The organism is Castellaniella sp., assembly GCF_047971665.1.
Taxonomy (GTDB): Bacteria; Pseudomonadota; Gammaproteobacteria; order Burkholderiales; family Burkholderiaceae_B; genus Castellaniella.
The window spans coordinates 1-21,784 of the sequence record NZ_JBKEAA010000016.1 but is presented as its reverse complement, the minus strand read 5'-3'; the positions used below and the strand labels follow the sequence as shown (position 1 = coordinate 21,784).

Annotated in this window: 18 protein-coding genes; 7 read left to right on the top strand and 11 right to left on the bottom strand. The window is 65.4% G+C overall.

Annotation, left to right across the window (positions count from 1 at the left end):
* Positions 1-47: 47 nt before the first annotated feature.
* The 4 genes from purN (at position 48) to ACK5JE_RS05935 (ending at position 5,718) form a co-directional block, all read left to right on the top strand.
* The gene (gene purN / locus ACK5JE_RS05950; protein ID WP_416800777.1) at positions 48-737 is read left to right on the top strand and encodes a phosphoribosylglycinamide formyltransferase; all 690 of its coding nucleotides are present in this window, start codon (positions 48-50) and stop codon (positions 735-737) included.
* Positions 738-855: 118 nt separating this feature from the next.
* Positions 856-2,124, top strand: coding sequence for an RsmB/NOP family class I SAM-dependent RNA methyltransferase (locus tag ACK5JE_RS05945; protein ID WP_416800814.1), 1,269 nt, complete (start codon positions 856-858; stop codon positions 2,122-2,124).
* Between the two features lie 67 nt (positions 2,125-2,191).
* Positions 2,192-3,394, top strand: coding sequence for an acyl-CoA desaturase (locus ACK5JE_RS05940; RefSeq protein ID WP_416800776.1), 1,203 nt, complete (start codon positions 2,192-2,194; stop codon positions 3,392-3,394).
* An 8-nt stretch (positions 3,395-3,402) separates the two neighbouring features.
* Positions 3,403-5,718 carry a UvrD-helicase domain-containing protein gene (locus tag ACK5JE_RS05935; protein ID WP_416800813.1) on the top strand — a complete coding sequence of 772 codons (2,316 nt, stop codon included), beginning with the start codon at positions 3,403-3,405 and terminating at the stop codon, positions 5,716-5,718.
* A 41-nt stretch (positions 5,719-5,759) separates the two neighbouring features.
* Here the strand turns inward: ACK5JE_RS05935 and ACK5JE_RS05930 are convergent, their stop codons facing one another.
* The 9 genes from ACK5JE_RS05930 to dapD form a co-directional block, all read right to left on the bottom strand.
* Entirely contained in the window at positions 5,760-6,536 is a 777-nt protein-coding gene (locus ACK5JE_RS05930) for an ABC transporter permease (RefSeq protein ID WP_416800775.1), read from the bottom strand.
* Positions 6,537-6,570: 34 nt separating this feature from the next.
* Complete coding sequence (locus ACK5JE_RS05925; protein WP_416800774.1) at positions 6,571-7,791, bottom strand: ABC transporter substrate-binding protein; 1,221 nt, start codon at positions 7,789-7,791, stop codon at positions 6,571-6,573.
* Positions 7,782-8,627, bottom strand: a complete 846-nt coding sequence (locus tag ACK5JE_RS05920; RefSeq protein ID WP_416800773.1) for an ABC transporter ATP-binding protein — start codon at positions 8,625-8,627, stop codon at positions 7,782-7,784. The genes ACK5JE_RS05925 and ACK5JE_RS05920 overlap by 10 nt, the downstream gene beginning before the upstream one ends.
* A gap of 12 nt (positions 8,628-8,639) precedes the next feature.
* Positions 8,640-9,740, bottom strand: coding sequence for an acyl-CoA dehydrogenase family protein (locus ACK5JE_RS05915; protein WP_416800772.1), 1,101 nt, complete (start codon positions 9,738-9,740; stop codon positions 8,640-8,642).
* A gap of 14 nt (positions 9,741-9,754) precedes the next feature.
* Positions 9,755-10,297: a carboxymuconolactone decarboxylase family protein gene (locus tag ACK5JE_RS05910; protein ID WP_416800771.1), complete on the bottom strand. Its 543-nt coding sequence runs from the start codon at positions 10,295-10,297 to the stop codon at positions 9,755-9,757.
* Between the two features lie 111 nt (positions 10,298-10,408).
* Positions 10,409-12,340 carry an ABC-F family ATP-binding cassette domain-containing protein gene (locus ACK5JE_RS05905; RefSeq protein ID WP_416800770.1) on the bottom strand — a complete coding sequence of 644 codons (1,932 nt, stop codon included), beginning with the start codon at positions 12,338-12,340 and terminating at the stop codon, positions 10,409-10,411.
* Entirely contained in the window at positions 12,337-13,233 is an 897-nt protein-coding gene (gene prmB / locus ACK5JE_RS05900; protein WP_416800769.1) for a 50S ribosomal protein L3 N(5)-glutamine methyltransferase, read from the bottom strand. The genes ACK5JE_RS05905 and prmB overlap by 4 nt, the downstream gene beginning before the upstream one ends.
* 54 nt (positions 13,234-13,287) lie before the next feature.
* Positions 13,288-14,421 carry a succinyl-diaminopimelate desuccinylase gene (gene dapE, locus ACK5JE_RS05895; protein ID WP_416800768.1) on the bottom strand — a complete coding sequence of 378 codons (1,134 nt, stop codon included), beginning with the start codon at positions 14,419-14,421 and terminating at the stop codon, positions 13,288-13,290.
* 2 nt (positions 14,422-14,423) lie between these two features.
* On the bottom strand, positions 14,424-15,245 hold the full coding sequence (gene dapD, locus ACK5JE_RS05890) for a 2,3,4,5-tetrahydropyridine-2,6-dicarboxylate N-succinyltransferase (protein WP_416800767.1): 822 nt from the start codon (positions 15,243-15,245) through the stop codon (positions 14,424-14,426).
* Between the two features lie 297 nt (positions 15,246-15,542).
* Between dapD and ACK5JE_RS05885 the strand changes: the two genes are divergently transcribed.
* Together ACK5JE_RS05885 and ACK5JE_RS05880 are read left to right on the top strand one after the other, a co-directional pair.
* Positions 15,543-16,031, top strand: coding sequence for a tripartite tricarboxylate transporter TctB family protein (locus ACK5JE_RS05885; protein ID WP_416800766.1), 489 nt, complete (start codon positions 15,543-15,545; stop codon positions 16,029-16,031).
* A gap of 12 nt (positions 16,032-16,043) precedes the next feature.
* Positions 16,044-17,555, top strand: coding sequence for a tripartite tricarboxylate transporter permease (locus ACK5JE_RS05880; protein ID WP_416800765.1), 1,512 nt, complete (start codon positions 16,044-16,046; stop codon positions 17,553-17,555).
* A gap of 53 nt (positions 17,556-17,608) precedes the next feature.
* Here the strand turns inward: ACK5JE_RS05880 and ACK5JE_RS05875 are convergent, their stop codons facing one another.
* Complete coding sequence (locus ACK5JE_RS05875) at positions 17,609-18,577, bottom strand: Bug family tripartite tricarboxylate transporter substrate binding protein (protein WP_416800764.1); 969 nt, start codon at positions 18,575-18,577, stop codon at positions 17,609-17,611.
* Positions 18,578-18,934: 357 nt separating this feature from the next.
* Between ACK5JE_RS05875 and ACK5JE_RS05870 the strand changes: the two genes are divergently transcribed.
* Positions 18,935-21,058 carry an autotransporter domain-containing protein gene (locus tag ACK5JE_RS05870; protein WP_416800763.1) on the top strand — a complete coding sequence of 708 codons (2,124 nt, stop codon included), beginning with the start codon at positions 18,935-18,937 and terminating at the stop codon, positions 21,056-21,058.
* Between the two features lie 331 nt (positions 21,059-21,389).
* On the opposite strand, the gene ACK5JE_RS05865 is transcribed toward ACK5JE_RS05870, so the two are convergent.
* Positions 21,390-21,784 (bottom strand): transposase (locus tag ACK5JE_RS05865; RefSeq protein WP_416800762.1); only part of this gene is annotated, 395 nt, incomplete at its 5' end.

The following is a 21,784-nucleotide window of genomic DNA, read 5'->3' as shown; positions in this document are numbered from 1 at the left end:
GAATATCGTCGGGCATTCCCCTTTTTTACCTGCTGGAGACTCTGCGCATGCCGCATTCCCCCGACCGGCCGATCCGGGTGGTCATTCTCATTTCGGGCCGGGGCTCGAACATGCAGGCGTTGGCGCAGGCCATCGAGGCCGAAGGCCTGCCTGTCGACCTCTGCGCCGTCCTTGCCAATCGCGCCGATGCGGCCGGCCTGGACTGGGCGCGCGCGCGCGGTCTGCCGACCGAGGTCCTGGCGCATCGCGATTTCGACAGCCGTGAAGCCTTTGACGCCGCCCTGACGGCGCGGCTGGACGCGCTGGCGCCCGACTATATCCTGCTGGCCGGGTTCATGCGGGTGCTGGGCCCCGATCTGGTGGGGCATTTCAATGGCCGCATCATCAATATCCACCCTTCGCTGTTGCCGGCCTTTCCCGGTCTGCATACGCATGCCCAGGCACTGGCCCAGGGGGTGCAGTGGCATGGCTGCACTGTGCATTTCGTGACGCCGGTGCTGGATCACGGGCCGATCGTCGCCCAGGGCGCCATTCCGGTCCGGGACGATGACACGCCGGAGCGGCTGGCCGCCCGGTTGCTGCCGGTCGAGCACCGGATCTATGTTCAGGTGCTGCGCTGGCTGGCGCAGGGCCGTGTGCGGTTGCTGGCCAATGGCCGGGTTTCGGTCGCCGATGCTCCGCATCGCGCCTGGGCCGGTCCGGCGCTTTTCAAAGAGGATCATCATGAGCAGGCATGACTCGCGGGACGGCTCCCGCGCCCGGCCGCGCGCGCGCCGCGCGGAATCGGTGCAACGCCCCGATCAGCCTGCGCGGCCCTATGTCATGGCGGCGGCGCGTATCGAACAGGTGCGTCAAGTGCTGGGCGAGGTGCTGCAATGGAAATACCCGGCCGATGCCGTGCTGTCGCACTGGTTCCGCGCGCATACCAACGCCGGACTGCGCGACCGTGGCGAAATTGCCGAGGCGGTATTCGATGTGCTGCGCCATCTGCGGCGCTATCGCCAGTTCGCCGAAAGCGGCACGGGCGCCGGGACGCGCCGTCTGGCCGTGCTGGGTCTGGCATCGGTCTGGCCGCGCGAGACGCTGGACACGGGATTGGATGAGCACGAGCGCCCCTGGCTGGACCATGTCCAGTCGTTGTCCGTCGATGCGCTGCCCCGGGCGGTCCGCCACAGCGTGCCGGATTGGCTGGATGAGCGTCTGGCCGCGTTGCCGGACGCCGAATCCCTGCTGCAGGCCCTCAATGCGCCCGCGCCCCTGGATCTGCGCATCAACCCGTTCAAGACCGATCGCAAGACCGTATTGAATGCCTGGGCCGAGGGAGCCGAGGCCCGCTGGGGGGCGCGGGCGACCCCGTATTCCCCCTGGGGCATCCGTATCCAGGGACGCCCGCCGGTCAATCGCTGGCGCACCTTCGAGCGCGGTGAGATCGAGGTCCAGGACGAGGGCAGCCAGTTGCTGGCGGCGCTGGTGGCGCCCCGGCGCGGCGAGATGATCATCGATTATTGCGCGGGCGCGGGGGGCAAGACACTGCTGGTGGGCGCGTTGATGCGATCCACGGGCCGGCTGTACGCCTTTGACGTGTCGGCCGCCCGGCTGGCCCGGGCCAAGCCGCGCTTTGCCCGCAGCGGCCTGTCCAACATCGTGCCGGTGGCGATTGCCGAGCGCAATGACCAGCGGGTGCGCCGTCTGCGCGGCAAGGCGCACCGCGTGCTGGTCGATGCGCCTTGCAGCGGCCTGGGCACGCTGCGCCGCAATCCCGACCTGAAATGGCGCCAGCACCCCGAATCGCTGGTCCAGCTGTGCGAGACGCAGGCGGCGATTCTGCGGGATGCCGCCGCCTGCGTGATGCCGGGCGGCCGGCTGGTGTATGCCAGTTGCAGCATCCTGCCGGAGGAAAACGAGTTGCAGGTTCAGGCCTTTCTGGAGGCGCACCCGGAGTTCTCCCTGCTGGATGCCGGCGCGATTCTCGCCGAGCGGGACATCCGCCTGGAGACGCAGGGCCCCTACCTGCGTCTGCGCCCCGACGTCCACGGGACGGACGGGTTTTTTGCGGCCGTGATGCAGCGCGCCAAGGCCGAGCGCCCGGCCACCAGGGACGACGCCTCGGGGTTGTCCCCCTGACGCGGACAAACCGCGTGGGCTACACTGAAAATCCTTTCCTGCACGACGCGGGTATCGTTCGAACGAGATGAACACCTGGCTTTCCTTTCTTCAGGGCGGCATGCTGGATCCGGGGCCCTGGGCGCTGGTCGGCGTGACGCTGGCGCTGACGCACATCACGATCGCGGCGGTGACGCTGTACCTGCATCGCAGCCAGGCGCATCGGGGGCTGGATCTGCATCCTGTCGTGGCGCATTTTTTCCGGTTCTGGCTGTGGTTGACCACCGGGATGATCACGCGCGAGTGGGTTGCCATCCATCGCAAGCACCATGCCAAGTGCGAACGCGAGGGCGATCCGCATTCGCCCGCCGTGTTCGGTCTGGCCCAGGTCTTTTTCCGTGGGGCGGAGCTCTACCGCGACGAGGCCCGCAACGCGCAAACCCTGGCGCGCTATGGCCATGGCGTGCCCGATGACTGGATCGAGCGCCATCTGTACAGCCGCCACAATCTGCTGGGCGTCAGCCTGATGCTGATGATGGATCTGGCGTTGTTCGGCGTCGTGGGGCTGACGGTCTGGGCGGTGCAGATGGCCTGGATCCCGTTCTGGGCGGCGGGGGTGGTCAATGGCCTGTGCCATGCCTGGGGCTACCGCAATTTCGCCTGTCCGGACGACAGCACCAATGTCGTGCCCTGGGGGCTGCTGATTGGCGGAGAGGAGCTCCACAACAACCATCATGCCTACGGAACCTCGGCCAAATTCTCCTCGCGTTGGTATGAATTCGATCTGGGCTGGGCCTACATCCGCCTGCTGCAGGCCCTGAGCCTGGCCCGGGTGCGCCGGGTCGCGCCCACGCTGCGGCTGCGGGTGCCGCAGACCGTCGAGGCATTGGGCCAGGATCAGCTGCAGGGCATCATCGCCCACCGCTACGAGGTTCTGGCCCGCTACTCGGGGGTGATCAAGGCGGTCGTGGCGCACGAACTCAAGGCGCTCAAATTGTGTCATCGGCGCGGCGAGCGCCGGCTGCTGCGGCGTTGTCGCAAATGGCTGGTGCGCGACGCCGCCATGCTGGCGCCCCAGGAACAGGCGCAGGTGGATCGCGCCCTGTCGCTGGCGCCCGCGCTCTCGACCCTGCTCCAGATGCGCCGTGAACTGACGGCATTGTGGGAATCCTCCAGCGCCAGCAGCGAGCAACTGCTGGCTGATCTGCGCGCCTGGTGCCGACGGGCCCAGGCCAGCGGCATCGAGGGCCTGGAGCAGTTCGCCCTGCGGCTCGGACGTTACGCTGCATGACGGATGCGATGCTCGAAGGTCTGAATCCGCAGCAGCGGCAAGCGGTCACGTTACCGGCCGAACATGCGCTGGTCCTGGCCGGTGCCGGCAGCGGCAAGACCCGCGTCCTGACCACGCGCATGGCCTGGCTGATCCAGACTGGACAGGTGGGGCCGCATGGCCTGCTGGCCGTCACGTTCACCAACAAGGCCGCGCGCGAAATGCTGACGCGGCTGTCGGCGCTGCTGCCCATCAATACCCGGGGCATGTGGGTCGGGACTTTTCACGGCCTGTGCAACCGGCTGCTGCGTGCGCATCACCGCGAGGCCGGCCTGCCGCAGGCGTTTCAGATTCTGGACAGCGCCGACCAGCTTTCGGCCATCAAGCGCATGCTCAAGGCCGCCGGGATCGACGATGAGCGTTTTCCGCCGCGCGACGTGCAGCGCATGATCGGCAGCGCCAAGGAAGACGGCCTGCGTCCGGGCGATCTGGATGTGCGCGATGCCCATGCCCGACGGCTGGCCGATCTGTATCAGCGCTATCAGGACCAGTGCGAACGCGAAGGGGTGGTCGATTTCGGCGAACTGCTGCTGCGCGCCTACGAACTGCTGCAGCGCGAAGCGCCGATCCGCGAGCACTATCAGCGCCGTTTCCAGCAGATTCTGGTCGATGAGTTCCAGGATACCAACGTCCTGCAGTATCGCTGGCTGATGCTGCTGGCGGGTGCGCACACACCGGTGTTCGCGGTGGGCGACGACGATCAGTCCATTTATGCTTTCCGTGGCGCGAATGTCGGCAACATGGCCGATTTCGAGCAGCGCCATGCCCAGGGCCGGGTCATCCGCCTGGAACAGAACTACCGTTCGCATGGCCACATCCTTGATTCGGCCAACGCCCTGATCGCGCACAATGACCGGCGTCTGGGCAAGAATCTGTGGACCGACGCGGGCGAGGGCGAGCTTTTGCGTGTGGTCGAGCAGGCCTCCGATGCGCAGGAGGCCCAGTGGCTGGTCGATGAGATCCGCGCGCTGATCCGCGAGGGCCGACCGGCCCACGAGATCGCCATCCTGTACCGCAGCAACGCCCAGTCACGGCCGATCGAACATGCCCTGTTTTCCGCCCGGGTGCCGTACCGGGTCTATGGCGGTCAGCGGTTCTTCGAGCGCCAGGAGGTCAAGCATGTGCTGGCCTATCTGCGCCTGATCGACAACCCCGACGACGATACTTCCTGGATGCGGGTGGTGAATTTCCCCACGCGCGGCATTGGCGCGCGGACGCTGGAGCAGCAGGCCGACATGGCCGCGCAGCAGGGCACCAGCCTGGCCGGCGCGGTCGCCTTCGTCCCGGGCAAGGCCGGCGCCAGCCTGGCCCGATTCGCCACGCTGATCCGCGAGCTGGCCACAGAGGCCCGCACGCTGGATCTGCCCGAACTCATCGGCCACGTGGTGCACCACAGCGGCCTCGAAGCCCATTACCGGGCCGACCGCGAGGGCCAGGACCGGCTGGAGAACCTGCAGGAACTGGTCAATGCTGCGGCCGCCTTCGTGGCCGAGGAGGGCTTCCAGGGGCTGCCCGCCGGCCGCCTTCCCGAGTCCGTTGCCCTCCCTGACTCTGCCCCGGTCGCCGGGGCGAGACCCGGTCCGGGCCTCGCCTTTGGCGAGGAGGCCGAACCGTCGCCCGCCGTCATGTCGCCGTTGGGCGCCTTCCTCAGTCATGCCTCCCTGGAAGCTGGCGACAATCAGGCGCAGGCCGGCGAAGACGCGGTGCAGCTCATGACCGTGCATGCGGCCAAGGGACTGGAATTCGATGTGGTGTTCATCACCGGCCTCGAAGAGGGCCTGTTTCCCCATGAAAACAGTTTGCTGGACGCGGGCGGCCTGGAAGAAGAACGCCGCCTGATGTACGTGGCCGTGACGCGCGCGCGCGAGCGTCTGACGCTGACCCTGGCCCAAAGCCGCATGCTGCATGGCCAGACGCGCTACGGCATGCGCTCCCGGTTCCTGGATGAGATTCCCGAAGAACACCTCAAATCGGTCACCCCGCGCCAGCGCCCGGCGGCGGCTCAGCCGCCCTGGAGTGGCGCGTTCCGGCGCGGCCTGGGCGGCTGGCAGGGAGAGGCCGGCGGCAGCTTTGCGCCGCGTGCGCCGCGCGTTCAGTCGAGCGGCGTCACGGTGGGCGAACAATGTTTCCGGATCGGTTCGGGCGTGCGCCATGGGCGCTTCGGCGAAGGCACCGTGGTCGCCTTGAGCGGCAGCGGCGCCGATGCGCAGGCGCGGATCGAATTCCGCGATGCCGGCACCAAGACCCTGGCCCTGGGCGTGGCCAAGCTGGAAGTCCTCGATTAGGGCCTGTGCACACGAATCAAGGCGTCGCGCAGGGGCGGGCCTCAGCGCCCCCGCGCCCAGCGCCGGTGCAGCCGCTGCGCGGTGGCATCCAGCAGGAAACCCAGCGCGCCGATCAGCACGATCACGGCCATCAGCTCCGAATACGCCAGCCGGTCGCGGGTGTCCAGGATGAAATACCCCAGCCCGGAACTGACCCCCAGCATTTCGCAGGGCACCAGGATGATCCAGACGATACCGATGGCCAGACGCAGCCCTGTCAGCATATGGCCCAGCGTGCCGGGGATCACGATCTTCCGGAGAATTTCCATGCGGGTGGCGCTCAGGCTGCGCGCTAGCATCAGCCAGCGCGGATCGAGCTGGCGTACGCCCGCGCTGGTGTTCAGGATGATCGGCCAGACGGCGGCGAAGCTGAGCAGAAAATAGATGGGTGCGTCGCCGATGCCGAACAGCATCACGGCGACCGGCATCCAGGACAGGGGCGAGACCATGCGCAGGAACTGGAAAGCGCCGCTGGTGGCCAGTTCGAGTTTTTGTGAAGCGCCGATGGCGAGCCCCAGGGGGATGCCGAAGACCAGCGCCCAGAACAGGCCGACGGCCACGCGTCTCAGGCTCACCAGCGTATGCGCAGTGAGTTGATTGTCCAGGACCAGATGGGCCAGGCTGGGCAGGGCCTCGAGCGGCGAGAACAACCCGGCCATGGCGGGTTCCTCGCCGATCATGCCGATGCCCGCGGCCCAGAGCAGCAGCAGGACCAGCAGTCCGCCCAGGCTCAGCGTCAGCCGTCTGTGGATGGGCAGCGCGCAGCGATGTGGTTTCATGATGTCGCGACTCCTGGATGCGTGTGAACCGGTGCTAGGCGACCGAGAATGTCTCCGTGCGCGTGTAGCCCTCGATGCCGAAGGCGGCCGGCCCGCCCTGGGCCTCGATGGCCGCACGCACGAAACGGTCGTCAACCAGGTCGCGGGCGACCGCGGCCGGATTCAGTGTCTTCAGAAAAGCGTTTTCGCCCGGCACGTAGGTGGATTGCAGCAGTTCCACCAGCTTTTCCGTGTAGCTGGGGAAAGGGTGGGGCTGGAAGTCGATGCGCTGTTCCTCCCAGTCGGGATGCCGGATGGCGCCCGTGCGGACATATTCCGCATCGCGCTCGGGCGATGCCAGCAGGACCCGCGCCAGGGTCGAATGTTCGTGCGGGGTGTAGTCGGCCGGGTTGTCGCGCGCCAGGATCTTGACGGTTTCCTCGCGATGGCCGCGTGTCCAGGCCTGGGCCTCGACGATGGCATCGACGACCCTCTGGGACCATCCGGGGCGCTCCTGCAGGTCGCGCTCGTGCATCGTGACCACGCAGCAGGCATGATTGCGCCAGACGTCGCCCGTGAAACGCCAGACCTTGCCGACCCCCAGTTCCTCGGCCTTGGCGTTGAACGGCTCGGCGACGATGTAGCCGGAAATCCGCTTTGTGCCCAGGGCGGGCAGCATGTCACCGGGCGACATGACCACCAGCTTGACCTGCTGTTTCGTCGGTTCACCGCTGCTGATGAATGCCAGGCCGGTCTCGCGCAGCATGGCTTGCAGGACGATGTTGTGCACTGAATACCAGAACGGAATGGCGATCGTGGTGCCGCCTAGATCGGCGAGGCGGACGATCTCGGGGTGCACGGTCAGGCAGGAACCCTCCATATGGTTCCAGGCCACCACTTTGGCCGGGGACTTGCTGCCGTAACGCGACCAGAGGGTCATGGGCATGAGCAGATGGACCACGTTCACCTGACCGCTGAGAAAAGCCTCGACGATCTGCGACCAGCTGCGAAAGCGCCGTGGCTTTTCCACCGGCAGGCCACGTTTCTCGAACAGACCGTTGTGGTGGGCCACCAGCAGCGGGGTGGCGTCGGTGATGGGCAGGTAGCCGATGCGCACCGGCGCGTCGGGTTCGGCCGCGCGCGCGGCCTGGCCCGCCTGCAGCAGCGGCAGGGCGCCGGCCATCGTGAACAGCGAGGACAGCCTCAGGAACTGCCGGCGGCTGGTCTGAGGGTCTGCGGTGATGCCGCAGCAGGAATCGATCAGTTTCAGGCGCATGATGCAAGGTCCGGTTTTGGGGGGCGGGCGGCGCGCAGGGCTTGCAGGATCTCGATGCGCAGTGCCGTGAGATGCGGATCGGTTTCGTCGCGGGGATGGGGCCGCTCGGGCCACCATTGACCGATCAGGCGGCCGGGCTGGCCACCGAGCAGAAGGATGCGGTCGGCCAACAGCAGTGCTTCGTCGATATCGTGGGTGACCAGGATCACAGCTGCGTGATGATGCGCGCTGATCTCCAGCAGCAGGGTCTGCATGTCGCCGCGGGTGACCTCGTCCAGGGCGCTGAAGGGCTCGTCCAGCAGCAGAATCTCGGGCGCGCGTGCCAGACTGCGCGCCAGGGCGGCCCGTTGGGCCATGCCGCCCGACAGTTCGTCCGGGTAGCGCGTCCGGGCCGGGACCAGACCAACCTCGGCAATGGCCTGTTGCACGCGCTGGTGGCGCTGCGCGATGTCGAGGGAAGGCTGGTGGCGGAAATCGAGGCCGAAGGCGACATTCTCCTCCAGCGTCAGCCAGGGCAGCAGGCAGGGGTCCTGGAAAACGAAGCCTACATCGGGCGCGGGGCCGGTCAGCGGGCGGCCGTGCAGAAGAACCCGACCGGCCAGCGGTGGCTGCAGCCCCGCCAGCACGCGCAGCAGCGAGGACTTGCCGACGCCGCTGGGGCCCAGCAGGGCGACGATCTCGCCCGCCTGCAGGTTCAAGGAAAAATCCTGCAGGATGCGATGGAGCCCGGCCTGCGGCCGTGTGTAGCCGAGGGCCACGTCGGTGGCGCTCAGCACGCCAGGGGCGAAGACGGCCGGTTGCGTGGGCGGATCGGGCTGCGCAGTGGCCAAGGTCATGGTGGACAGGCCTCAAGCGGCTTGTTGCTCGAGCGCGTGGATTTCCTTGCGCAGGTGTTTCAGGGCTGGCGTCACGATGGCCACGAACAGGGCTTCGCGCAGGCGGCGCTGGACGGGATGGCTCATCAGATAACCGGCGGCCCCCGTATGCAGGGCGGCGGATTGCGTGGCCCTCAGTCCGAGTTCGGAGGCGCGGGCCCGGGCGCGCAGAACGTCCAGAGGCAGCGCCTTCAGATCGAGGCTGGCCAGGCGTGCGGTTTCCGCCTGCAGCGCCTGGAGATCTTCGTCGAGCGTCTCGGCCTGGTCATCCAGAAAGGTGTTGACGTGGCTCAGGCGCTGATTGGTCGCACGGATGGTTTCCAGGCTGGCCTGGACCAGCCCCAGTCCCATGCCGACCTGCATCAGCAGAAAGCCGGGCTTGATGCGGCCGAGGTAGGTCTCGAATTCTTCGGGGAAGGCGAGGATGTCCTGCGGCGGAATCCAGGCGTCCTTGAGGCGGACATGGCAGGTGCCGGTGCCTTCCATGCCGGAAAACGGAGGGCAGGGGCGCAGCGTCAGGGCGGCCGCGCCTGGCGGGATGACGAACATGATGTAGCCGCCTTCTTCCAGGGCGGCGGCGACGATGATCAGATGGTCCGGACCCAGATTCGAGACCCAGGGCAGGGCGCCATTGACGCGGTATCCCTCGCCGTCACGCCGGCCGCGCAGGTTGATGCGCTCGATGCCGGCCAGATGCTTGACGGCATTGGACATGCCGGTGCCGGCGAGGATTTCGCCCCGGGCGATGGGCGCCAGGTAGCGCTCGCGCGCGGCGGCATGGGAAGTCTGCCGCAGGTACCAGGCGCAGGCCGATTGGCACCAGGTCAGGAAGGCCGTGGAACCGCAGACGCGCCCGACCTGGGCGATGATGTCGATCTGGGTTGCAAGATCCAGGTCCAGGCCGCCGTCGCAAGCCGGCAGGGCGGCACCGAAGCCGCCCTGCCGGCCCAGGGCCTGCATGAACGCTTTCGGATAGCAGCCCTCGTCGATGGCTTGCGCCTGGGGGGCCAGGGTTTTCTGGATCAGGGTATCGATGCCGTCGCGGTCCGCATCGGGCAGCAGGTCGGTGGCCATGCAGTTCTCCAGGATCAGGCGTAGGCCTGCAGTTCCGGATTGATGGGCGTGCGCGCCAGATTGTTGGCGTAGTTGCACAGGGTGGCCAGGCTCACGCCCAGGACCACATCCAGGGCCTGGGCGTCACCGTAGCCGGCTGTGCGCAGGTCGCTCAGGGCCGCGTCGGGCACCTGACCGCGGTGTTCCAGAACCTGCAGGGTGAACCGGGCCAGCGCGTTCAACTTGGGATCGGCCAGCGCGCGGGTGCCGCGCAGGGCTTCGACCAGTTCCTGCGGCAATTGCAGTTTCTTGTAGGCAAGCTTGGTGTGGCCGGCCACGCAGAAGCCGCAGCCGTTGTAGGTTGCGGCCGTGATCTGCACGACCTCACGCTCGGTCGGGGTGAGGCTGTTGCGGCCGTTGATGGCGCCGACGACCTGGTAGGTTTCCAGCGCGGTGGGCGCATTGGCCAGAACCCCCAGCAGATTGGGAAGAAAGCCGTTGGCCTGGGCGGCGGTGCGCAGGCGTTCCTGCGTTTCGGCGGGGGCGGATTCGATGGACTGTATGGGAAGGCGGCTCATGGCACGGATCTTTTGAACGGAAAGTGATAAGACCCGTTCATTCTAAGGATCGTGCTTCTGATACCGAACGAATATAAGAGTATTAAATTATTCGACCTTGGAATATATAGGTCAATCGGCAGGCAGGGACAGTGCCTCGATCTCCGTCTGCAAGTCCAGCCAGTCTTCCTCGTGGCCTTGCAGCGCCTTGCTCAGTTCGCCGTGCTCGGCCATGAGGCCGGGGCGGCTGTCCCTGTGAGCATCGGTGTAGAAGTCCGGATCGGCCATCAATGCGTCCAGCGCCGTCAGCCGGGCCTGGATCTTGGCCATGGCGTCTTCGACCTGTTTCAGGCGGGTTTCCAGCGGCTTGCGCCGGGCGGCCAGCGCCTGCCGCGCCTGAGCCTGTTCGCGACGCTGCGCCTTGCGGTCTTTTTCCGGCGCCTGACCGTCCGCGGTGCGCGCGCTCTGGTTGCGTTGCGCCTGACGTTGCTGCAGCCAGTCGCGATAGTCCTCCAGATCGCCGTCGAAAGGCTGGACCCGGCCATCGGCGACGATCCAGAAACTGTCCACGGTCGTGCGCAGCAGATGCCGGTCGTGGGACACCAGCAGCACGCTGCCGGGGAATTCCGCCAGGGCGCGCGCCAGCGCCTCGCGGGTATCCACATCCAGGTGATTGCTGGGCTCGTCGAGCAGCAGCAGATTGGGCTTGCGCCAGACGATCAGCGCCAGGGCCAGCCGCGCTTTTTCGCCGCCGGAAAACGGCGCCACCGGCTGGCTGACCATGTCGCCACCGAAACCGAAGCCGCCCAGCATGTTGCGCAGCTCCTGCTCGCGGGTGTCGGGGGCAATGCGCACGAAATGCTGCAGCGGACTCAGCTCCGGATCCAGCACGTCCAGCTGCTGCTGGGCGAAATAACCGATCTCCAGGCCTTTGGCCGGGTGGTAGCCGCCGGCTAGCGGTCGCAGTTCGCGGGCCAGGGTCTTGACCAGGGTGCTCTTGCCGGCGCCGTTGACGCCCAGGATGCCGATGCGGCTGCCGCCTCGCACCATCAGGCCCACCTCCTCCAGGATGGCGCGGGGCGCGCCCGCCTCGATGGCCGGATAGCCCAGGGCGGCATCTTCCAGGGTCAGCAGCACGTCGGGTGTCTGCAAAGGTTCCGGCAGGCGGATGTCGATGCCCGACTCCACGGCCAGCGGCGTCAGGGTCTGCATGCGCGCCAGGGCCTTGACCCGGCTTTGCGCCTGCCTGGCCTTGGTGGCCTTGGCCTTGAACCGGTCAATGAAGGATTGCAGATGCGCCGCCTCGCGCGTCTGGCGCTGGATCGCCAGGCGGTTCTGGCGCAGGCGTTCGGTGCGTTGCTCCAGGAACGACTCATAGCCGCCCTTGTAGCGGACCAGCGATTGCTGTTCGAAATGCAGGACGACACGCGCCACCGCATCCAGAAATTCTGTGTCGTGGGAAATCAGCAGCACGGTGCCAGGATAGCCGGCCAGCCAGCGCTCCAGCCACAGCATGGCGTCCAGATCCAGGTGATTGGTGGGTTCGTCGAGCAGCAGCAGGTCGGAGGGCGCCATCAGCGCGCGCGCCAGGGCGATGCGCATCTGCCAGCCGCCGGAGAAGCTGGCGACCGGCCGGGTCCATTCGTCGGGGGCGAAGCCCAGCCCCGCCAGCAATTGTTCGGCGCGCGAGGGCGCGCTCCAGGCTTCGGCCTCGACCAGGGCGGCTTCCAGCTCGGCGATCGCCTGGCCCTGGTCTGGCCCCAGGGCGGCGCGGCGTGCCTGCAGTTCGCGCAGGTGATGATCGCCGTCGATGACGAATTCACGCGCCGGGCGGCCCGTATCGTGCAGGATCTGCTCGACGCTGGCCAGCCGCCATGCTGCGGGGATGTCCAGCGTGCCGGCGTCCGGATCGATCTGCCCTTGCAGCAGGGAGAACAGCGAGGACTTGCCCGCCCCGTTCTTGCCGACGATACCGACCCGCTCACCGGGATGGACGACGAAATCGGCGTTTTCCAGCAGGACCTTGACGCCACGCCGCAGGGTCAGGCCGGTGGCGCGGATCACGAGACCAGCTGCGCGCGGCGCAGCAGCAGAATCTGGTCGGTGGTGGCGGCCGTGTCCAGCCAGACCGGTTCCAATTCGGGGAAGGCCGCCTCGAAATGGGCCTTCTCATGACCGATTTCCAGCACCAGCAGGCCCTCGGGCGCCATCAGGCCGGGTGCGTCGGCAAGAATGCGGCGTACCAGATCCATGCCGTCGTCGCCGCCTGCCAGCGCCAGCCGGGGCTCGTGCCGGTATTCGGACGGCAGCGCCTGCATTGACTGTTCGTTGACGTAGGGCGGATTGCAGATGATCAGTTCATAGCGGCGCTCCGGCGGCACCTGCGACAGCAGATCGCTGCGCAGAGCCCGGACCCGGTCCTGCAGGCCGTGCAGCGTGATGTTCGATTCCGCGACCGCCAGGGCGTCACCGGACACGTCCACGGCGTCCACGGCGGCCTGACTGAAGGCGTGGGCCGCCAGGATCGCCAGGCATCCCGAACCGGTGCACAGGTCCAGCACCTGGCCGATCTGGTCCGGGTCGTCGATCCAGGGGGACAGCCCCTCGGCCAGCAGTTCAGAGATGGGGGAGCGCGGCACGATCACGCGCTCGTCCACCAGGAACCGCGCTCCCTGGAGCCAGGCTTCGCCGGTCAGGTAGGCGGCGGGCTTGCGGGTCTCGATGCGCTGGCGGATCAGGTCGATGCAGCGCTGACGCTCGTTTTCGAGCAGGCGTGCGTCCAGGAACGGATCGAGCGTATCGGGCGGCAGATGCAGGCTGTGCAGCAGCAGGTAGGCGGCCTCATCCCAGGCGTTGTCGCTGCCGTGGCCAAAGACCAGGTCGGCGGCATGAAAGCGGCTGATGGACCAGCGCAGCAGATCGCGCAGCGTCAGAAGTTCGAGATGGGGGGCGGGCATGGCGTAAGGCGTCGGTGCAAAGGGCCGCGCCGTCCGGCGCGGGCCGTGGTCGGGTCAGTCCAGCAGCTTTTCCAGCGTGCGGCGGTAGATGTTCTTCAGGGGAGCGAGGCTGTCCAGGGGAATGTGTTCGCCCGTCTGGTGGATCGACTGGTTCAGTGGGCCGAATTCCACGACCTGAGGGCAGATCCGGGCGATGAAGCGGCCGTCCGAGGTGCCGCCTGTCGTCGACAGTGTCGCCTGGACATCGGTTTCCTCGGCGATGGCGGCCTGCAGTGCGCTGCACAGTGTGCCCCGGGGCGTCAGGAAAGGCAGGCCGCTGATCGTCCAGTCGATGTCATGGTCCAGGCCGTGACGCTCCAGGATGGTGCGCACCCGGGCCTGCAGGCCCTCGGGCGTGCTGGCGGTGGAAAAGCGGAAATTGCAGTCGATCGTCGCCGTGCCCGGAATGACATTGCCCGCACCCGTGCCTGCGTGCAGGTTCGAGACCTGGAACGTGGTGGGAGGGAAGTATTCATTGCCCTCGTCCCAACGGGCCGCCGTCAGTTCGGCCAGTGCGGGAGCCAGCTCATGAATGGGGTTGCGCGCCAGATGCGGATAGGCCACGTGCCCCTGGATGCCGCGCACTGTGATCCGGGCCGACATCGAGCCCCGGCGGCCGTTCTTGATCGTGTCGCCCAGTGATTTCACCGAGGTCGGTTCGCCGACGATGCAGTAGTCGGGTTTTTCGCCACGATTTTCCAGGATGCGGCAGACATGGACCGTGCCGTCGGTGGCCGGACCTTCCTCGTCGGAGGTGATGAGCAGCGCGATCGAGCCTGGGTGATCGGGATGGGCCGCGACGAATTCCTCGGCGGCCACCACAAAGGCGGCGATCGAGGTCTTCATGTCGGCCGCGCCCCGGCCCACCAGCATGCCGTCGGTTTCCGTCGGGACAAAGGGGGGGCTGGGCCATTCGGTCTCGGGGCCGGTGGGCACGACGTCGGTATGGCCCGCAAACACCAGCAGCGGGGCGGTGGCGCCGCGCCGCGCCCAGAGATTGCTGACGGGTCCGCTCGGCAGGGGTTCGCAGGTGAAGCCCAGGGCCCGCAGGCGCTCGGCGATCAGATCCTGGCAGCCTGCGTCGTCCGGTGTGACGGAGGGGCGGGCGATCAGGTTCGAAGCCAGGGCGCGGACGTCGGCATCGGCCATGATCAGGCCCGGAGCAGGTCGTTGATGCTGGTCTTGGCGCGGGTCTTGGCGTCCACGCGCTTGACGATCACCGCGCAGGCCAGACTGTGGCTGCCGTCGGCGGCGGGGAGCGATCCCGGCACCACCACCGATCCGGCCGGCACGCGGCCATAGTGGGTTTCTCCGGTGGTGCGATCGTAGATGCGCGTGCTCTGGGAAATGAAGACCCCCATGGCCAGCACGGAATTTTCCTCGATGATGACGCCCTCGACGACTTCGGAGCGGGCACCGATGAAGCAGTTGTCCTCGATGATGGTGGGACCGGCCTGCAACGGCTCGAGCACGCCGCCGATGCCGACGCCACCGGACAAGTGCACGTGGCTGCCGATCTGCGCGCAGGAGCCGACGGTCGCCCAGGTGTCGACCATGGTGCCTTCGCCCACGTGTGCGCCGATATTGACGTAGGAGGGCATCAGCACCACATTGGGCGCAATGTAGGCGCCGCGTCGCACGGTGGCCGTGGGGACCACGCGAAAGCCGCCTCGCTGGAAGTCATCGGGGCCGTAATCCTGGAATTTCAGCGGCACCTTGTCGTAATACAGTTGGGGCGCCTGGCCCACGACGCGATTGTCGACCAGCCGGAAGGACAGCAACACGGCCTTCTTGATCCACTGATGGACCTGCCATTGCCCGTCGATTCTTTCCGCGACGCGCAGCGAACCGTCATCCAGCCCGGAGAGGACTTGATCGACGGCTTGACGCAGGGCGTCGGGAGCCTGGCCGGGGTTCAGGCTGGCGCGGTCTTCCCAGGCGGTTTCGATGGTGTGTTGAAGAGTTGAGCTCATGGTCGTCCGTTGCGGCGTTGATGACAGCGGCCGGGTGACGGTGCGCGAGGCGTCGTCGTGCGGGCGCAGAAACCGGGGCACAGCCGACTCCTACGCGAATCAATAAGATAGCGGCCGGTCGTGATACAAGTTGAAAGATGAAATGTAGCACGCTTTGCCGCCCCGACCCGGAGGCGGAGGGCTGGCATGTCGAAGCCTCCGGGCCTTGCAATACAATCCAGCCATCCCTGGACGGCACGATGATTTCTCATCGAATCGGCCCGCTTTCCTTTCATTCCTTCGACAGGATCACGCCGCATGCGCATCAAAAGCCAGAAGGATTTTTATTCCGGCTTGCTCTTCATGGCCGCCGGCACGGCGTTCGGCGTGGGCGCGACCCGCTACCGGATCGGCACCAGCGCCCACATGGGGCCCGGCTATTTTCCTTTGATCTGCAGTGTGCTGCTGGTCATCATCGGCCTGATCATCTGCATCCGGTCCGTGACGATCAAAACCGCCGATGGCGATCCCGTCGGCGGCTGGCATGTCCGGCCACTGGTTTTCATCATTCTGGCGAACATGCTGTTCGGTGTGCTGCTCGATGGCTGGCCCGCGCTGCACATCCCCGCGCTCGGCTTCGTGCTCTCGACCGTCATCCTGATTGTCGTGGCCTCCTGGGCGGGCCCGGCGTTCCGGCTGCGCGAGTCCCTGGCGCTGGCAGCCGTGCTCGCGCTGGGCAGCTGGTTCATCTTTGTCTATGCCCTGGGCATGCAGTTTTCGAGCTGGCCGCGGCTGATCCCGGGATAGGGGACATTCACCATGGACGTCTTTGAGCATCTCGCCCTGGGATTCAGCGTGGCCTTCACGCTTCAGAATCTGGCCTATGCCTTTGCCGGCTGTCTGCTGGGCACGCTGATCGGGATTCTGCCGGGGCTGGGGCCGACTGCGACGATCGCCATTCTGCTGCCCACCACCTATGCGCTGGACCCGACTTCGGCGCTGATCATGCTGGCCGGCATCTACTATGGCGCCGCCTATGGCGGCTCGACGACTTCGATCCTGGTCAATCTGCCCGGCGAAATCTCCTCGGTGGTCACCACGCTGGACGGCTACCAGATGGCGCGCAAGGGCCGGGCGGGGCCTGCGCTGACCGCCGCCGCCGTGGGCTCGTTCGTGGCCGGGTGCTTTGGCACGGTGGTGATCGCCGCCTTTGCGCTGCCTTTGACCGAACTGGCCTTCAAGTTCGGACCGGCCGAGTATTTTTCCCTGATCGTCCTGGGCCTGATCGGTTCCGTGATTCTCGCCTCGGGCTCGGTTCTGAAGGCCCTGGGCATGATCGTGCTGGGACTGTTGCTGGGCATGATGGGGGCGGACGTCAATTCGGGGGTGGAGCGTTACAGCTTCGATATACCCGAGCTGGCCAACGGCATCGACTTTGTCGTGATTGCCATGGGGCTGTTCGGCTATGGAGAAATCATCTCGAACCTGTCGCGCCCCGATAGCGGACGCCATGTCTTCAAGGTCGGTCTGTCGAATCTGTACCCGCGTAAAAAAGACTGGAAACGGATGACGCCCGCCATTTGCCGCGGCACGCTGATCGGTGCGTTCCTGGGCATCCTGCCCGGCGGCGGGGCAGTGCTGTCGTCCTTCGCGGCCTATACGGCCGAGAAAAAGATCAAGCTCGAACCTGGCGAGGAACCCCTGGGCGAGGGCAATATCCGGGGAGTGGCGGCCCCCGAGTCCGCGAACAACTCCGGGTCGCAGACCGCCTTCATTCCGTTGCTGACGCTGGGCCTGCCGCCCAACAGCGTGATGGCGCTGATGGTGGGCGCCATGATCATCCACAACATCCAGCCGGGGCCGCAGGTCATGACGAGCAACCCCGAACTGTTCTGGGGCCTGATTGCCTCGATGTGGATCGGCAATGCGTTCCTGGTCGTTCTGAACCTGCCCCTGGTGGGTCTCTGGGTCAGACTCCTGACCCTGCCTTACCGCTGGCTGTTTCCCGCCATCGTGCTGTTTTGCGCGATCGGCGCCTATTCGCTCAGCAACAGCACCTGGGACATCTGGATGCTGGGATGGTTCGGCGTGATCGGCCATGTCTTCATCAAGCTGGGACTGGAGTCCGCGCCGCTGCTGCTGGCGCTGATCCTGGGACCCATGATGGAGGAAAACCTGCGCCGGGCGCTGCTGCTGTCCAGAGGGGACTGGAGCGTGCTGGTCACGCGGCCGATATCCGCGACGCTGCTGCTGCTGGCGCTCGGCCTGCTCCTGCTCCTGGTGCTGCCGGCCATCCGCAAGCGCCGCCAGGAGGCCTTTTCCGAGGAATGAACCGGCGACCGGAACGGGTCTGCGGGCAGGGCGCCCGCAGACCCGTGCGTGGTTCATTGCAGCTTGATGTTCTGTGAACGGATGATGTTGCCCAGCAGGGCGGTTTCCTTTTGGACCCGGGCTTTCATCTCGTCGGGCGTGGAGCCCACGGCCTTCCATCCTTGCGCCAGCAGCTTTTTCTGGATTTCCGGGGTGTGCAGGATCTGGATCACGCTGTCGGAGATCTTTTTCTGGACCGGCGCCGGCAGGCTGGCGGGGCCCACCAGGGCGTCCCAGACCTCCAGGGTGAAGTCCTTGACCCCGGCCTCTGCCAGTGTCGGTACGTCGGGCACGAGCGGGCTGCGTTCGGTGGTCGTCACGCCCACCGCCTTGAGCTTGCCTGCCTTGACCTGGGGCATGGCGGTTCCCGGCGGCATCAGGCCCATCTGCACCTGACCGCTGATCAGCGCCGTCACCACGGCGGGGTTGCCGCCGGTGTAGGGCACCTGCATGGGCTTGAGGCCGGATACCTCGCTTTTCAGCAGTTCCATGCCCAGATGCGAGACGGAACCGACGCCCACCGAGCCGTAGTTCCAGCGGTCGCCTTCTTCCTCTGCCTTCTTGAAGAACGCGGCGCCCTCGGGCGCATCGGCCGGCGCGACCAGGATCAGCGGCGCCGTGGTCAGCAGGCAGAGGTTGCTGAAGTCCTTGGCCGGGTCATAGGCCAGGCTGGGGTAGAGCATCGGCGATGAGGTCAGGTTGCCGTTGATCACGATGCCCAGTGTATGTCCATCGGTTGCCTTGGCCACTGTGGCTGCCGCGATATTGCCGCCGGCGCCGGGCTTGTTTTCGACGATGACCGGCTGGCCCAGCATCTTGGACAGCGGCTCGGAGAGGGTGCGGGCCACCATGTCGGGCGTCGATCCTCCCGGGAAACCGACCACCAGTTTTACCGGTTGCGTCGGCCAGTCCTGCGCCTGTGCGCCCAGGGAAACAGCCAGAGCGGCCGCGGCGGCGGCCATCACGAATGTATGTCGTTGCATGTCAGGGTCTCCGTGAAAAATGCTGGTTGGGTTTTGGCGGGTTTTAGTGGATTTCGGCCGCTCATATGGGTGGTTCTGGGGGGCAAGTGTTGGTCGTTTGATTGGATTGTAGCGAGACGACCGGGATTCGGGCGCCCGCGTGTACGGCACGTTTGCGCTTTTCGGGAGAGAACTTCGCCAGATTTTTGCATGACGTCATTTTTTAGAGCCTGCCGCCTGAACCCAGGAGTTTTGAAATATCAAAACTATTTAAAATTACCGTGAAATTTGATTTTTCACAAAGATAAATCTTGCTACGAATGCCAACATAGGAGGTTTTTGTTTTTCTAATTATTTAGGATTTAAAAGGTTTTTTGAATGTTTCATGGAGAAAAATCAGTCCTGATGTTTCTGGCTGCGGTCGCAACAACAGGATTCGCATCAGCAGAACCAATCTCGCAGAATCTGGACCCAAGCGGCGGATTCGGCTATTCCACCGCCGTGGCGGTTTCCGCGGATGGCAGCGTCATCATCGGAGAAGGCAGTAGCGGGCGCGCTTTCCGTTGGACTGACGCCAGCCAGATAGAAAGCCTTGGTTCCCTTTCCGGCGGGAGTGGGGCAGACGCCAATGGCATTTCCGCAGATGGCCGCGTCATTGTGGGAAGCAGTGCCGTGGCGAGCGGTCGCAACCACGCTTTCCGTTGGACTGAAGCCGGGCGGATGCAGGACCTCGGGGATTTGGGCGGGGACTACGCGGAAGCGTATGCGGTTTCTGCGGATGGCAACGTGATTGTCGGACGTAGTGAATTGGGGAACGGGAGCGGTGAGATTCACGCCTTTCGCTGGACCGAAGCCGAGCAAATGCAGGATCTTGGAACGCTGGGCGGGAACTCACGCGCCGAGGCGGTTTCCGAAGATGGCGGTGTCATCGCAGGTATCAGCTTCTTGGCGGATCGTAGCGCTCGTGCCTTCCGTTGGACTGAAGCCGGGCGGATGCAGGACCTTGGAACGCTCGGCGGCAGGCGCTCATACGCCAAGGCCGTTTCCGCGGATGGCAGTGTGATCATAGGAGACAGTGAGATCGAGACGGGCAGCACCCGCGCCTTCCGCTGGACTGAAGCCAGGCTGATGGAGGATCTCGGAACCCTTGGCGGGGATTTTGCAACCGCCATCGCCGTTTCCGCAGATGGCAGTGTCATTGTGGGAAACAGCCACTTGACGAGCAGCGGCGACGCCGGCCATGCCTACCGCTGGACTGAAGCCAGGCAGATGGAAGACCTCGGGTCCCTTGGCGGTAACTATTCACGCGCCTATGACGTTTCTGCGGATGGCAGTGTCATCGTCGGAAACAGCGACTTGGCGAACAATCGTTACATCCACGCCTTCCGTTGGACTGAGGCGGACCAGATGCAGGACCTCGGCACGCTCGGCGGGAACAATTCGAACGCCTTGGCGGTTTCCGACGATGGCCGTGTCATCGTCGGAAATGCGGGGACCGCCGATGGCGGGACACACGCGGCATTGTGGAAGTTCCCTGAACCCGTCGCCCCGGTCGATCCCGTTGATCCCGTCGATCCGGTCACGCCGTCCGTGATCGACGTCGACAATACCATCAAGACGGTTGGCGCAGCCGCCCAGGATACCTTCGAGGGACTCGAGATGCAGCGCCGCGGGCTGGATCGCCTCCAGGAGGGCTGTGATATCGCCCAGGTCGGCAAGACATGCTATCGCATCATGATGGATGTCGGCGGCTTTGCGGGCAATGCAGATGTCCTTTCCGGCATCTCGATCGGTCATGCCTTTACCGATAATTTCTCGGCGGGTTTCTCCATTGGGCATTCCTTCTGGCGTGATCTTCCCGAGAGCTTTGGGCGCAATCGCAACAATATCGGTGGCGGCCTTTACGTGAGATGGAAACAGGACACGGCAAATGGCGATTGGTATCTGCGCGGCGCGGTCGCGGCCAATCGGTACAAAGTGAAGCGGACCCGCGCTGTGCTTTCCTACACGGAAGCCGGTGCCGGGGATGCCGTGATGGACGGCTGGGGCGCATCGTTCGAAATCGGCCGCAACCACGCGCTCTCGGATCGGGATCTCGTCGGCTACTACGGTGGATTGCGCTATAGCGACCTGAACATGGACGGCTATACCGAACACAATGCCGTTTTCCCGTTCACTTATTCCCAAACCACATCCAAGCAGACGACGGCTTATATCGGCGCCAATTACACCAGGGTGCTGAGCGATAAATTCAAGTGGTCGATTAATGGCGAACTGGAGCAGGACATTGCCCACAAAGATCCAAGTGTGGTCGCTCGCGCCGATTACATCGGGGCGTTGAAGTTCGATTCCGATTTTGCCCATACCCGCGCGAGTTTGTCGAGCACGCTGGCGTATGCGGTAACGGATGATGTCAGCATGAGCGTCACGCCCTATGTTGCAGGGACCTCCACGCGCGATACCGCCTATGGGGTCATGATCAGTCTGAGCGGTCGATTCTAGGGAAGAGACCTCACGGAATGACCGGCGCTCGCCCTGTCTGTTTTTGACATGGCGAGTGCCGTTTTATTTTGTGGATCGCAAAATATCAATCAATAATCAATTAAGATATAAAGCCTGTCCGCTCGGGACAGCCGGGGCGCTCGAAAATCGCCTTCTGGGTGCTGTTTTTCGAGGGATTGCCCCGTCGGTCCCGAATCGCCCGTCGGATTGGCAGCGCCATCGCCGGGCGCGGGGATCAGGCCTTCGCGCATCTGCGCGTCCCGGCGTTCCCCGATCGTGGGGCGGGACCGGGAGTGTCAGATTTTTTGTGGGCGGGGCGGTTTGACATCGTTCAATCCCTGGCCTCGGTGAACCGTTCGCCGAACAGGATGGCGAACTGATTCATGGCTGCTTTCCACGTATGAACCGATCGTGACGGCTTGGCCAGCACATTTCGCAGTGCCAGCCACAAGAGCTTCACGGCCGCCTCATCATTGGGGAACTGACCCCGGTTCTTGATGATTTTACGCAGTTGCCGGTTCATGTTCTCGATGGCGTTGGTGGTGTAGATCACACGCCGGATGTCAGGCGGGAAGATGAAGAACGGCACCACATGCTCCCAGGCTCGCTCCCAGGCGGCCACGATGGTCGGATATTTCGTGCCCCAAGGGCCAGCAGCAAAGGCCGTCAGCGCCTCTGTGGCCTGCTGCTCGTTGGCCGCTGCGTAGATGGGCTTGAGTGCGGCGG

Bases quoted from the DNA above. Each gene is read 5' to 3' on its own strand.
- purN (WP_416800777.1), top strand. From the start codon at position 48: ATGCCGCATTCCCCCGACCGGCCGATCCGGGTGGTCATTCTCATTTCG.
- ACK5JE_RS05885 (WP_416800766.1), top strand. From the start codon at position 15,543: ATGCGCATCAAAAGCCAGAAGGATTTTTATTCCGGCTTGCTCTTCATG.
- ACK5JE_RS05925 (WP_416800774.1), bottom strand. From the start codon at position 7,791: ATGCGCCTGAAACTGATCGATTCCTGCTGCGGCATCACCGCAGACCCT.
- dapE (WP_416800768.1), bottom strand. From the start codon at position 14,421: ATGGCCGATGCCGACGTCCGCGCCCTGGCTTCGAACCTGATCGCCCGC.
- ACK5JE_RS05935 (WP_416800813.1), top strand. From the start codon at position 3,403: ATGCTCGAAGGTCTGAATCCGCAGCAGCGGCAAGCGGTCACGTTACCG.
- ACK5JE_RS05875 (WP_416800764.1), bottom strand. From the start codon at position 18,577: ATGCAACGACATACATTCGTGATGGCCGCCGCCGCGGCCGCTCTGGCT.
- ACK5JE_RS05930 (WP_416800775.1), bottom strand. From the start codon at position 6,536: ATGAAACCACATCGCTGCGCGCTGCCCATCCACAGACGGCTGACGCTG.
- ACK5JE_RS05910 (WP_416800771.1), bottom strand. From the start codon at position 10,297: ATGAGCCGCCTTCCCATACAGTCCATCGAATCCGCCCCCGCCGAAACG.
- ACK5JE_RS05940 (WP_416800776.1), top strand. From the start codon at position 2,192: ATGAACACCTGGCTTTCCTTTCTTCAGGGCGGCATGCTGGATCCGGGG.
- ACK5JE_RS05920 (WP_416800773.1), bottom strand. From the start codon at position 8,627: ATGACCTTGGCCACTGCGCAGCCCGATCCGCCCACGCAACCGGCCGTC.
- ACK5JE_RS05880 (WP_416800765.1), top strand. From the start codon at position 16,044: ATGGACGTCTTTGAGCATCTCGCCCTGGGATTCAGCGTGGCCTTCACG.
- dapD (WP_416800767.1), bottom strand. From the start codon at position 15,245: ATGAGCTCAACTCTTCAACACACCATCGAAACCGCCTGGGAAGACCGC.
- ACK5JE_RS05870 (WP_416800763.1), top strand. From the start codon at position 18,935: ATGTTTCATGGAGAAAAATCAGTCCTGATGTTTCTGGCTGCGGTCGCA.
- prmB (WP_416800769.1), bottom strand. From the start codon at position 13,233: ATGCCCGCCCCCCATCTCGAACTTCTGACGCTGCGCGATCTGCTGCGC.
- ACK5JE_RS05915 (WP_416800772.1), bottom strand. From the start codon at position 9,740: ATGGCCACCGACCTGCTGCCCGATGCGGACCGCGACGGCATCGATACC.